Source organism: Mycobacterium sp. NGS18, assembly GCF_059813185.1.
Genome location: NZ_JCALEC010000007.1, coordinates 17008 through 29243, shown reverse-complemented (window position 1 = coordinate 29243; position 12236 = coordinate 17008). Strand labels below are relative to the sequence as shown.

At 66.6% G+C, this 12236-nt stretch carries 8 protein-coding genes and 2 pseudogenes; 5 read left to right on the top strand and 5 right to left on the bottom strand.

Features of this window, described 5'->3' with window-relative positions; genetic code table 11:
• The first annotated feature begins 4 nt into the window (after positions 1-4).
• The 4 genes from AC5Y31_RS14440 to AC5Y31_RS14425 all read left to right on the top strand — a co-directional run bounded on the left by AC5Y31_RS14440 (position 5) and on the right by AC5Y31_RS14425 (position 4032).
• Positions 5-772: a phthiotriol/phenolphthiotriol dimycocerosates methyltransferase gene (locus AC5Y31_RS14440; RefSeq protein WP_499981396.1), complete on the top strand. Its 768-nt coding sequence runs from the start codon at positions 5-7 to the stop codon at positions 770-772.
• Between the two features lie 190 nt (positions 773-962).
• The gene (locus AC5Y31_RS14435; RefSeq protein ID WP_064853836.1) at positions 963-2321 is read left to right on the top strand and encodes a cytochrome P450; all 1359 of its coding nucleotides are present in this window, start codon (positions 963-965) and stop codon (positions 2319-2321) included.
• Complete coding sequence (locus AC5Y31_RS14430) at positions 2318-3148, top strand: SDR family NAD(P)-dependent oxidoreductase (RefSeq protein ID WP_499981099.1); 831 nt, start codon at positions 2318-2320, stop codon at positions 3146-3148. The genes AC5Y31_RS14435 and AC5Y31_RS14430 overlap by 4 nt, the downstream gene beginning before the upstream one ends.
• Before the next feature lie 71 nt (positions 3149-3219).
• The gene (locus tag AC5Y31_RS14425) at positions 3220-4032 is read left to right on the top strand and encodes a phthiotriol/phenolphthiotriol dimycocerosates methyltransferase (protein WP_064853944.1); all 813 of its coding nucleotides are present in this window, start codon (positions 3220-3222) and stop codon (positions 4030-4032) included.
• A gap of 38 nt (positions 4033-4070) precedes the next feature.
• Here AC5Y31_RS14425 and AC5Y31_RS14420 read toward each other — a convergent pair.
• Both AC5Y31_RS14420 and AC5Y31_RS14415 read right to left on the bottom strand, forming a co-directional pair.
• Positions 4071-4748 (bottom strand): annotated as a pseudogene (locus tag AC5Y31_RS14420) (alpha/beta hydrolase); the annotation flags it as partial.
• Between the two features lie 195 nt (positions 4749-4943).
• Positions 4944-5735, bottom strand: a pseudogene (locus tag AC5Y31_RS14415) (SDR family NAD(P)-dependent oxidoreductase); the annotation flags it as partial.
• Positions 5736-5883: 148 nt separating this feature from the next.
• On the opposite strand from AC5Y31_RS14415, the gene AC5Y31_RS14410 reads away from it, so the two are divergent.
• Positions 5884-6951: a PE-PPE domain-containing protein gene (locus AC5Y31_RS14410; protein WP_499981098.1), complete on the top strand. Its 1068-nt coding sequence runs from the start codon at positions 5884-5886 to the stop codon at positions 6949-6951.
• Positions 6952-6999: 48 nt separating this feature from the next.
• On the opposite strand, the gene AC5Y31_RS14405 is transcribed toward AC5Y31_RS14410, so the two are convergent.
• From AC5Y31_RS14405 to AC5Y31_RS14395, 3 genes are all read right to left on the bottom strand, one after another.
• Positions 7000-8349 (bottom strand): hypothetical protein, encoded by a 1350-nt coding sequence (locus AC5Y31_RS14405; protein WP_065025253.1) that lies wholly within the window; start codon positions 8347-8349, stop codon positions 7000-7002.
• A gap of 164 nt (positions 8350-8513) precedes the next feature.
• Positions 8514-10229 carry a hypothetical protein gene (locus AC5Y31_RS14400; RefSeq protein WP_131810575.1) on the bottom strand — a complete coding sequence of 572 codons (1716 nt, stop codon included), beginning with the start codon at positions 10227-10229 and terminating at the stop codon, positions 8514-8516.
• Between the two features lie 265 nt (positions 10230-10494).
• On the bottom strand, positions 10495-12096 hold the full coding sequence (locus AC5Y31_RS14395; RefSeq protein ID WP_499981096.1) for a hypothetical protein: 1602 nt from the start codon (positions 12094-12096) through the stop codon (positions 10495-10497).
• Positions 12097-12236 lie beyond the last annotated feature (140 nt).

The following is a 12236-nucleotide window of genomic DNA, read 5'->3' as shown; positions in this document are numbered from 1 at the left end:
GGCAATGCCGCTGTACAAGAAGGCCTTTAAGTACTGGTACCCGTTCATGACCAAGCGGATGGGACACGACGACGTCGTCTTCCTGAACTGGGGCTACGAGCAGGACCCGCCGCTGGGCCTCAAGCTCGATCCGGCCGACGAAGAGAACCGGTACTCGATCCAGCTCTACCACCAGACCGCCACCCAGATCGACCTGGCCGGCAAGAAGGTGTTGGAGGTCAGCTCCGGCCACGGCGGCGGCGCCTCGTTCCTGGCCCGCACCCTCAAGCCGGCTTCCTACACCGGCCTGGACTTCAACCCCGACGGGGTGGCTTTCTGCCAGCGGCGCCACCAGGTGCCGGGCTTGGAGTTCGTGCAGGGCGACGCACTGAACCTGCCGTTCCCCGACAACTCGTTCGACGCAGTGGTCAACGTCGAGGCCTCGCACATCTACCCCGACTTCGCGCAGTTTGTTCGTGAGGTGGGCCGGGTGCTGCGTCCGGGCGGGCACTTCCTGCACACCGACTTCCGCGCCAAGGAGGACATCGGGTCCTGGCAGCAGACCCTGGCCACCCCGCCGTTGCGGGTGCTCAACGAGCGCGACATCAGCCGGGAGGTCGTCCGCGGCCTGGCGGCGAACTCGCCGCGCTCCAACGAGCTGATCAACGAGCGGATGCCGTTCTTCCTGCGTCGCTTCGCCCGGGAGTTCGCGGTGGTCGAGGGGTCGCTGTTCTACCGCGACCTGGACCGCGGTGAGATCACCTACCGGATCTTCGACCTCGTCAAGGACTGACTCCACCGAACTGTTCGAAGCGCCGGAGCGGGCCGGGACTTGTTCCCCCGCTCCGGCGCTTTATTTTCCGGCTGATGTCCCGTGAACCGGCGAGGCGAAACCGGGTTAGGGTGACGGCTGCAGTCATTGTCGGCCCGATCGCGGGCCAATCGCGCTGAAAACCCGACGATCGTGACGAGGGGCTAGCCAGATGGACCAGAGGGAACTGACGCGTCGGCTTCGCTTCCGCGCCAGCCTGTTCAAGATCGGCATCGATGGCCTGGTCGGGGTGGCCCGGGACCGGGCGAGCGCCTACCGGTACGCCCTGACCGGCCGCGAGACCGCCCCGTTGACCGACTTCGACCCCTTCGCTCGCGAAACGATGCTCGACCCCTACCCGGGATATCGCACCCTGCTGACCGGTCCCAAGGTCTGGTACAGCCGCAAACGCGGCATCTGGATCATTCCGGGCTACGACGAGGTCCGGCAGGCACTGCGCGACGACGAGGCGTTGTCCTCGGCGCAGAGCCAGGCCCGCTTCCGGGTCCGCTTGCAGACGATGAACGCCCAGGACCCGCCGGTGCACACCCGGCTGCGCCGGTCGGTGTCGCGGGCCTTCACCCCGCGCGCGATGAAAGCGTGGGAGGTCAACATCAACCGGGTCGCCGACGAACTCGTCGACGAGATGATCACCCGCGGCCGAGTCGAGATCGTCAACGATCTGGCCAAGCCGCTGCCGAACCGGTTGATCACGATGATGCTGGCGATCCCCCAGGAGGACCGCCACCAGTTCCTGGAGTGGGCCGACACCATCAACGAGGCGGCGTTCGCGCCGCTGACCCCGCGCGGCATGGCCCTGAACATGCGCTCGAGCAAGGCGGTCATCGCGATGCACCGCAGCCTCGATCCGATGATCAAGGAGCGGCGCGCCGCACCCGGCGACGACTTGATCTCGATGCTGGCGGCTCCGAGCGGCGAGGACACCCTCTCCGACGACGAGGTGTTCTGGAGCGCGTCGATGCTCGTCGGCGCCGGTAGTGAGACCACCACCAACCTGATCTCGGGCCTGTTTCTCACGCTGGCACAGCGCCCGGACGTCTACACCCGGCTGCGCGAGCACCCCGAGCTGATCCCCGCCGCCATCGAAGAGCAGCTGCGGCTGGTCTCCCCGGTGCAAGGGTTCTACCGGACCGCGACCCGCGACTATCGGGTCGGCGACCACACCATCCCGGCCGGTGCGCGGGTGCTGGTGCTGTACGCGGCAGGCAATCGCGATCCCGCGCACTACCCCGATCCCGACACCTTCGATCTGGACCGCAATCCGACCGACCACCTCGCGTTCGGCGGCGGCGCCCACTACTGCCTCGGCACGCACCTGACCCGCATCGAGGTCAGCCGGGTGCTGACTCAGCTGATCCCCCACGTCGCCGAGATCCGGCCGGCCGGGAAGCACCGGTACCTGGTGAATGCCACGATGCGCGGCCTGGAGCACCTGCCTGTCGAGTTGGTGCCCGCGCAAGCGGGCGTGGATCCGGCGGCGGCCCCGTCCGGGCGTACCGGCACCCGATGAGTTCCGAGCCGGTAGCGCTGGTCACCGGGGCGACGAGCGGGATCGGTGAGGCGACCGCCGAGCGGTTGCAGGCCGCCGGCTACCGCGTGTTCGCGGTCGGCCGCAATCCCGAAGCGCTGCAACGCCTGGCATCGCGGGGACTGATCGCACGCGCACTCGACGTCACCGACGAGTCCGCGGTAGGAAGCCTGGTCGCCGAGATCGAAGCCGACCACGGCGCGGTGGACGTCCTGGTGAACAGCGCGGGTTTTCCACTGACCTGTCCGCTCGAGCAGGTGCCACTGACCGATCTGCGCCACCTGTTCGAAACCAATGTCGTTGCGGCACTGCATCTGTCGCAGGCCGTACTGCCGGCCATGCGGGAGCGTGGCAGCGGCATCATCGTCAACGTCGGCAGCACCGGGGGGCGCTTCGCCAGCCCGGGCGCCGGCGGCTATCACGTGGTCAAATACGGCATGGAGGCGCTGTCGCTGTCACTGCGTGCCGAGGTGGCGCCGTTCGGCATACGGGTGGTGTTGCTCGACCCGACCGCGGTGCGCACGCCGTTCGTCACTTCGCAGCAGGAGGCGCAGCCCGTCTACGCCCCCGACGACCCCTACGGCGGCTTCAAACGCCGCTACGCCGACAACACCCGGCGGCTGTCGGCGAAGCGCGGCGTGATGATCGAAGCCGACGTGGTCGCCCGTGCGGTGCTGCGCGCGGTCCGGTCGAAGAACCCTCGACCCCGCTACATCGTCGGAGCGTCGGGAAAAGCCACCGTGTTCGCCCGGGCACTGCTGACCGACCGGATGTGGGAGCGAATTGTGATGCGCCAGTTGCGCGACTGAGGCGGCAAAGACCCCGTGACCCAGTCACCGACGGGGCCCACCCGCCGTGACATACTGCCCCGGTGCCCACGATGAACCGCCTCATCTTCAACCCGGTCTCCCACCGAATCATGACGAACCCGTTCGTCTACCACCTGCTGTTCACCTCGTTCGTGACCAAGCGGTTCGCCACCCAGACCAAGATGCTCTCCGGTGACGACTGGCTGTTTTTGAACTACGGCTACGAAGAAGACCCGGCGATGGCGGTGCCGTTGGAACCCTCCGACGAGCCCAACCGGTTCTTCATCCAGCAGTACCACCGCACCGCCGCCCAAGCCGATCTGGCCGGCAAGAAGGTGCTCGAGGTCAGCTGCGGCCACGGCGGCGGCGCGTCCTATGTGGCCCGCACCTTCAAACCCGCCTCCTACACCGGCCTGGACCTCAATGAGACCGCGATCGAGTTCTGCCGGGAGCGCCACCAGCTGCCCGGGATGGAGTTCGTGCAGGGCGACGCCGAGAACCTGCCCTTCGACGACGGCTCGTTCGACGTGGTGTTCCAAGTGGAGGCCTCACACCTGTACCCGCACCCGGCCAAGTTCTTCAACGGCGCGGCACGGGTGCTGGCCCCGGGCGGACATTTCCTCTACACCGACTTCCGCCGCCGCAGCGAGCTGGCCCGCTGGGACGCCGAGCTGGCCGACACGGGCTTGCGGCTGGTGTCGCAAGAGGACATCAGCATGGCGGTGCTGCGCGGCAACGAGAAGAACCTGGCCCGCAAGCAGGACATGATCGCCCACCACGGCAGCCTGGCGCGCTTCGCCAGTGCTGCCACTGACTGGACCTTCAATGGCGCCCTGAAGAACGGCGAGTTCGTCTACCGGCTGTACCACTTCACCAAGGACTGATAGCCCTGGCCGCGGAGACGGCCGCACCAGAGACGGCGCTAGAGTCCGCGGCTACCGAGCCAAGCGTGGATCCGGTCGGCCACCGACTCCCAGCCCGGCTCCAGCATCATGTTGTGCCCCATGTCGGGAAAAAACTCCGCCTCGGTGCGGTAGGCACGCGCCGTCGCCCGCACCTCCTTCTGTGTGTGCGCGGCGTCCTGTTCGGCGCCCAGCACCAGCAGCGGCGTCGTCACCCGGTCGGGGCGAGGCAGTTTGAGCACCAGACAGTCGATGCTGACCCGCGAACTGTCCTCCTGCAGGCGGGAGGCGCAGTCGGCGACCACCTCCTCCGGGGTGTTCGCGGAGAAGAACTTTTCCCGGGCCTGCGCCGGAGTGTTGATGTAGCGCAGTGACTTTCCGGTGATCGCCATCTTCACGGCCTGCCCCGGTCGATGCCGCAGCCAGCGCAGGCTCGACCCCAGGTTGCCCTGCGGGGGGATCGAGGCCATCAGCACACCGGCCGGCGCGGCGTGCGACTCCAGATACTTCTGCACGATCAGGCCGCCCATCGAGTGGCCGATGACCACCGGAGGCACCGGCAGACTGTCGGCAACTGAGGCGATGTCGGCGACGTAGTCAGCGACGGTGCAGTCCCGCAGCGGCTTGTCGAGCCCGCTGGTGCCGTGACCGCGGAAACTGACCGCCACCGCGCGGTAGCCGTGGTCGGCGAAGTAGCCGAGGAAATGCTCGTTCCAGCACCAGGCGGCGTGCCAGGCGCCGTGGACGAACAGCAAAGGAACAGGATGGGCGTCGCTGACGCAGCCCTTGTCGATCACCTCAAGCACCACACCGCTCCCCCTGTCCGGCGATCGGCCGTCCCCTGACGCCGTCGACAACCGGGTCCCTCCCCTACCCGCGTTGCGCGTCGAAAGTGGAGTGCGCCGCGCCAGCAACGGTAGCAGCGGACCGTGCGGCACGATACGGTAGGCGGCAACCAGAAATCGGTTGGCCCATCCGGGCGTCACACGGCCTTTGCCGGAGGCCAGGCCGTCGACGGCCGCCTGAGCGACCTTGTCCACCGACTTCCACATCACAGCGGGCAACACCCGTTGCCGTTCCCCCTCGCGGAACCCGGCGGCGAGGTCCAATCGGGTGTCCACCGGCCCCGGGCACAGGGCGGTGGCGGTAACCCCGGTCCCGCGCAACTCGGCCCGCAGGCTTTCGGTGTAGGAGGCGACGAACGCCTTGGCGGCGCCGTAGCTCGCCTGCCCGGGCAGCGGCCCGAACGCGGCAACCGACGACACATTCAGCACGGCACCGCGTCCCCGCTCCACCATGCCCGGCAGGAACCTGGTGCACAGGTCGACCACCGCGGCGACATCGACCTCGACCAGGCCGAGTTGGCGCTCCGGTTCCGCAGTCGCCGCCAGTGCCACCACCGCCAGGCCGGCGTTGTTGACCAGGACATCGGGCACCAGGCCCAGTTCGGCGACCCGGTCCGGCAAGGCCGCGCGTTCGGTGCGGCAGGACAGGTCGGCCGGCAGCACGTGCACCGGCCAGGGACCCAGCTCGGCGGCCAGCGCGTGGAGGCGATCGGCGCTGCGCGCCACCACGATCAGCTGGTGGCCGCGGCGGGCGAGCTCACGCGCTACCGCCGCACCGATCCCCGACGAGGCGCCGGTGACGATGGCTGCGCGGTCGGGACCGGGTGCTGGTAAAGCCACGGGCTCACCCTATCGTCCGGTGCACCGTCGACCGCGCGGCGGCAAGGATCTGACGCTGGTGCAAATTCTAGACACCTCGACAAGCGCTGGGATGAGTTCCTGTGTACGCTGACGCGGACATGTGTGTGGACTAAATGGGGGAATTTTGATGACACGCTCTGGCTACCGGTGGATGGCGGTCGGTTTGGCAGCGGGGGGCTGCGCCGGCCTGATGGGGTTGACTTCGATGCTCAACGCGGGGTTCGCCCTGGGTGAGGACACCGCGCTCATCATGGGCTCGGCGCTTCAGCCCACCCCGAAGGACTCCTACATCGACCAGGTCATGCGCGATTTTCTCAACCCGCAGAACCCTTTTCCCGGGCAAACGACCTTTCCCGGCTACACCCCCGTCGGGGTGACCACACCGGAGACCGACTACGGCCCCGGGCTGACCCAGGGGGTCGCCGACATCCACAAGGCGATCATGGATCACCTGGCCGACGGCGACAATGTCACCGTCTGGGGCTACTCGATGAGCGCCGCGGTGGCCACTCAGGAAATGATCAACCTGCTGGCGCTGCCGCCCGGCGAGCAGCCGGATCCGGATCAGTTGAGCTTCGTGTTGCTGGAGAACCTCGGCAACCCCAACGGCGGGTTCTTCACCCGCTTCGATTCGGACATGCCGATGACGCCTACGGACGGCATCTACCACACCGACATCTACACCATCCAGTACAGCGGGGCGACCGACTTCCCGAAGTATCCGCTGAACTTCCTCGCATTGGCCAACGCGATGTCCGGCTACGTCAACCTGCACCCGGCCCTGCTGCCGGGGTGGCCGACGACGTTCGACCCGAGTGCGGTCGCCGACGCGGTACAGCTGCCGACCTCGGGCGACATCAACACTGACTACTTCCTCATCCCGACCCAGAATCTGCCGTTGCTCGACGGCATACGCTGGATGCCTTTCTTCGGCCCGGCGATGGCCGACCTGATTCAGCCCGCCCTGCGGGTGTTGGTCGACCTCGGCTATGACCGCACCGATCCCGCCGATGTCCTCACGCCGGTGTCGTGGAGCCTGCCGACGATCGACTGGGACACCGTGTCCCAACAACTGCAGCTCGGGTTCGAGCAGGGCTGGATCGCCGCCCAGGTCGACCTGGGGATGCTGCCGGAAACCGAGCTGCCGGACCTGTACCCGTACCTGCCGGACCTCTCCGGTTTGATCGGGGTCTAAGACACCGCAGAACCCATCCGGTCGGCCGGTCCGAATCGGGCCGGCCGACTAGGTGGCGGCAACGTCGAAGACGGCATCCCAGAGCCCTTGCATGTCGAAGGGCCCGATGATCCCGCTGTTGTCGGCGATGTTGTAGAGGTAGTCGCCCAAGAAGTCGTGGATCTGCTCGATCGAAGGCAGGAAGTCGGTGGTGTCGATCACCGCGTCGGGCGGAAGCGGATTCTTCAGGTCCAGCAGCACCGTACCCAGCCGCCACAGCCAGGCCTCGTAGTCGATGATCTCCGGGGTCGAGATGTTGGCGGTGCCTTCGTCGTAGTGGGCCAGCCACTGGTCGATCACCGGGTTACCCGGCCACAGGTCACCGACCGCCTTCGCCAGCACGTAGTAGCTGGGCAGCGACCAGGTGGCGGGGTCCAGGAGGTCGCCGGCCGGGTCGGGCAGCAGGCACGGTCCGGGGCAGAACGGGCTGCCCGGGACGAACGGGTTGAAGGCCACCAGCATCGAGGCGATGACGGCCTGCATGACCCTGCCGAACTCCACGGGATCAGGCAGTTGGAACTTGTCGGGGTCAAAGGGCTGCATCAAGCTGTTGAAGAAGTTGATGAACGGCTGGTCGAACTGCATCTCGTAAGACGTTCCGGCCCAGGGCATCAGCGGGGTGTCCGGGTCGATGTTCGGGTAGTCCTCCGGGTTGAGGCCCAGCTGCTCGAGGGTGCGGCTGCCCTCCCAGTAGAACCCGTCGTGGGCCAGCCCGCTGTTGATCATGCCCGGTGAATTCGGGTCGAAGTAGTAGGAATTGCCGTCCATCATGTCCGAGAACGGGACCTGGAACCAGTTCTCGATCAGCGGGAACTTCTGCAGGCCGGTGGCGATCAGCAGGCTCCAGATGGTCTGGTCGATCCAGGTGAAGCCGGTGATGGGGCTGGTCGGCATGGCCGGCAGGCAGTCCAGGCTGGCACAACTCGGGTGCACCGGGATCTCGACGTTGGCCAGCATCGACAGTTGCTGGCCCAGACCCGGGTAGAAGAAATCTCCTTCGTGGCCGGCGCCGGATAGCTCCGGGAACGGCACCAGCAGCTGGATGACCGACTCGAAGTGGCCGAGGTCGCCCGGATCCTCACCCCAGATGTTCGTCGGACTGCCGACGAACCAGGGCCCGCTGTAGAACAGGGACCTCGACAGCGTGTCGAGCGCGTGGATCTCGTTTGCCGGAATGTTGACCAGCGCCTGGAACAGGTTCAGCGGGACGTTCACCAACGACTCGCCGGCGGTGAGACGCTCCGCGAGGTGGACTGCGGTGGGCTCCGGAACGCGCACTACCGCCGGAGTGACGGCGATGAGACCCGCCGTGGTGATCGCCAGCCCGGCACTGCCGTACGAGCGCAGGGCAGCAACCATCCCGATGATCCTCCGATTGCAGTGGGCCGACGTACCTCTGAGAGACGTGAGTAATCTACCAAAGCGTTAAATAAGTGCAACGCGTCACACCGAAGTCCGCCCGGCCGGAAGCGCACGACAGCCCGGCCGCGCAGATGCGGGCCGGGCTGTTGTGGTGTGCCGGTCTAGAAGTTGAACCAGCTCGACATCTCGGCCCACAGGTCGGTGAGCCCCAGATAGACGCTGTCGTGCTCGGGGTCCAGGGCGTGCAGGAAGTCGTCCCAGACCAGCAGCGAGTTCTTGCCGCCGTAGTCGCCGATCTCCTGCATGTCCAGCGGCAGGTCGGGGTTCCAGGTCGGCGGCATGTAGTAGCCGGTCTCGGGGTTGATCGGCCACGGCCCCAGCAGGCCCGGGTCGGTCAGGATCCCGCCGTTGACGACCAGGGCCGGCAACCAGGGGTTGATGGCCGCGAGCGAGTCGATGATCTGGTTGTGGGTGTCCGCGTCGAAGGTGAACATACCGGTCTGCAGCGCCGAGATACCGGCCAGGATCTGCTCGTCGGTTCCGCCGTTGGCATTGCCGACGGCGTTCGCCGCTTCCTGCTCGGTCAGGTCGATCCACTGCTGGATCAGTGGGTTGGGGGCGCCGATGCCCTGGATCGACTTGACCAGGTCCAGGGTGGTCACCCCCCACGGCGGGGAGACCGGCGGCATATTGCACAGTCCCGGACACATCGGGCTGCCGGCGACGTAGGGGTTGAAGTCGACGACCATCCCGGCAATCAGGGCTTTCATGGCCTGGAAGACGTCGTCCGAGCTGGCGAAGTGGAAGCCGGTGAGCGGGTCGTCGCCGTTGACGCTCCAGTCGACCGGTTGCATCAGGCTGTCGAACCACTTCTGCATGGGGCCGAACGGGTCCAGCTTGAACTCCAGGCCCGCCCACGGCATCAGGTTGATCTGGTTGCCGTGCTCGTCGAGGACGGGGTCGCCGTTTTCGTCGAGAAGCGGATGCGTGCCCGGGTAGCCGAAGCCGGGCTGGGCCGCACCGGACCATGGGCTCCCGCCGTACATGGGCCCGCCCGGCACCGCGCCGCCCTCACCGACACCGGCGTCCGGGTTGGCGATGCCGCCGGACGTGGGGTTGTCGGGGTCGCTGAACGGGCTGTCCGGGAACTTGTAACCGTTCAGCATGTCCTGGATCGGCACCTTGAGCCAGTACTTGAACAGGTCCAGCTGGTTGTCGTCGTTGGGGAAGTTAGTGAACTTCGCGAAGAAGTTCAGCATTGCGTCCAAACCGGTGATCCCGGTGATCGGCTCGACCGGCGACATCGGGTAGCACTGGATCGAGTCACACGAGGCGCTGATAGGCAGCAGGGCGGCGGCGAACATCGCGAACTGCTGGCCCCAGCCCGCGGTGCCGTTGGCCAGGGCATCCGGGTCGATCGTGGGGTCGTACAGGCCGGAGAGCTGGGGCGCGAACGGGAACAGGTAGTCCATCACGGCCATGAAGTGGCCCGGGTCGCCCGGGTCCTCACCCCAGATGTTGGTGGCGCTCGGGGTGAACCAGTTGCCGGTGAAGAAGAACGAGTTGGCCAGCACGTTGGTGGCCGACACCTCGTTGAACGGGATGTTGACGAGGTCCTGGAACAGGTTGAACGGAATGTTCAGGAAGGAGGCCTCGGCGGCCAGCGCCACCGCCCGCTCCGCGGCCGTCAGTCCCGGTGTCCACGGATTGACCGGAGCGACCGGAGCCAGCGCCACGACGCTCGCGGCGGCGACGGCCGCCCCCGCGGTCACGTGGCGGCGCTGCGAGGCCGCCCGATGGGCGCCGCGGAGCGCAAATCGACGCTCCGGCGCCGCCCGGTGCCGGCCGGCGTCCGCATACCCACGCTCACGCGTCACACCATGCTTCACATTTCCCCCTTGAGTCCCTACAGACCGTGACAGCATATCTGTGTCACGACCCGGTGTCTAAGCGAGTACGAGTCAATTTACATAGGGTCCGTACAAACATCTGCTAAGTCGCACATCATGGTCATCTTTGGCTGATCTTCTGGTCGATATCAGCGGGCGGGCCGGACCGTAGCACCCGCGCTGTCGGCCCAGCGGGACGATACCGCACCGCGCTACCGCCTGCGCGAGGAGCGGGTGAGCCCGTGGCGCCGGCCTAGAACAAAGCGTTCAGGTCCCCCAATCCGAAGGCGTCGAGCAGCCCGGTGAACCCGTCCGCGCTCCCCGCAGCAGCGCCACCGGCGTCCCCGGTGTCAGTGGCCGCCCCGAGCACCGGGGTCAGGTCGTCGAAGTCCACCGGCTGGTACCCGGCGGAGTTCGCCCAGTCCGCGAAGAACTGCTGAACTCCCGACTGCTGCATGAAGTCGATGAGCTGCTGCATCGCCGGCGACGGCGCGAAAGCGATCGGGGTGTCGATATTTGCCGGCGGGTTAGCCGGCGACGGGTTGCCGATATCGAACCACTGCTGCAGCGACTGCGACACCGCGTCATTGACGTCGACCTGGTGCGGAGTCGGGCCGTTGGCCATCCCGTAGAACGCGTTCAGCGGGCTATCCGCATTGGCCCGGGTGAGCCAGTCCTCCAGGTAGGGGTTGCCGGGCCACATCTTGTCCAGCTCCGACACCAGTGCCAGCGGCGTCGCCGACGGATTGGCCAGACATGTGGTCCCGCAGAACGGGTCACCGGGAGACGACGGGTCGAAAGCGATGATCTGGCCCGCGGCCATGGTCTGCAGTGCCCGGCCGAACTCTTCGAACGTGGGGATCTGGAAGCCGCTGGCGTAGGTATTGAGGTCGACCGGAGCCTGCAGGCTGTTGAAGAAGTTCTGGAACGGATACAACAGGTCGAGCTTGAACGTCTCGTTGGACCACGGCATCAGGTTGACCGGGTTGCCGTTGCCGTTGACGACCTCATCGGTGCCGGGGACGACGTGAATGCCCTGCGACTGAGTGGCGGCGTCCTGGGGCAGGTTGGCAATGTCAGCCGGGGTCGCCGGATGGGTGCCGACGAAACCGAGGGTGGGGTCGCTGGGCACCGAGCCGTCGGGATTTCCCGCTGCGTCGGTTCCGATCCCCATCGCCGGATTGATCACGGTGGGAAAGGTGTAGCCATTCTGCAGATCCGATAGCGGGACCTGGAACCAGTTCTGGAATATCGGGTAGGGCTGCATTCCCGAGAGCGCGGCAAAAAACCAGGCATTGTGGTCGAAAAAGGAGGAGCCGGTTATCTCGCTCGAGGGCAACAGCGGCGCGCTGTAGTCGGCGTCACTGGATGCACTCGTCGGGATCTCGGCATCGGCGAGCAGGGTGAACTGCTGGCCCAGACCCAGGTGCCCAGCTGCTGCCTCGTCCCAGTCGAAGCCGGGAGCACCCGGTTCCGGACTGCCCTGCCCGGAGATCTGGCTGAACGGGAAAGCCATGTCGATGACGCCCATGAAGTGTCCCGGGTCGCCGGGGTCCTCTCCCCAGATGTTGGTCGCGCTCGGCGACCACCAGTTACCGCTGTAGATCAGGGCGTTCCCCACGATGTTCATCGCCCCGATCTCGGTGCTGGGCACGTTGACCAGCGCTTGGAACAGGTTCAGCGGGACGTTCAGCAGCGAGTCGGCGCCGCTGAGCAGCAGCAGTTCGCGCTCGACGGCCGATATCGGTGTCGTCGCCACCGGCGTGACCAGAGCGGCGGCGACCAGGCCGGCCGCCGCCAGAGCGGCGAGTTTCGCCTCGGGTGGGCGCATTGCGGCGTCTTTGTTGAAGTTCACGGATCCCCCCGGCCCCAGGCGTTACATAAGACCGGCTGAATCTACACCAGGCGGTACGCCTACACCACTAAAGACAATATTTTGTGATTGTTACCGCAACGCTAAAGGCTATCTCGCTTATACCGAGAGCCAATTCATCC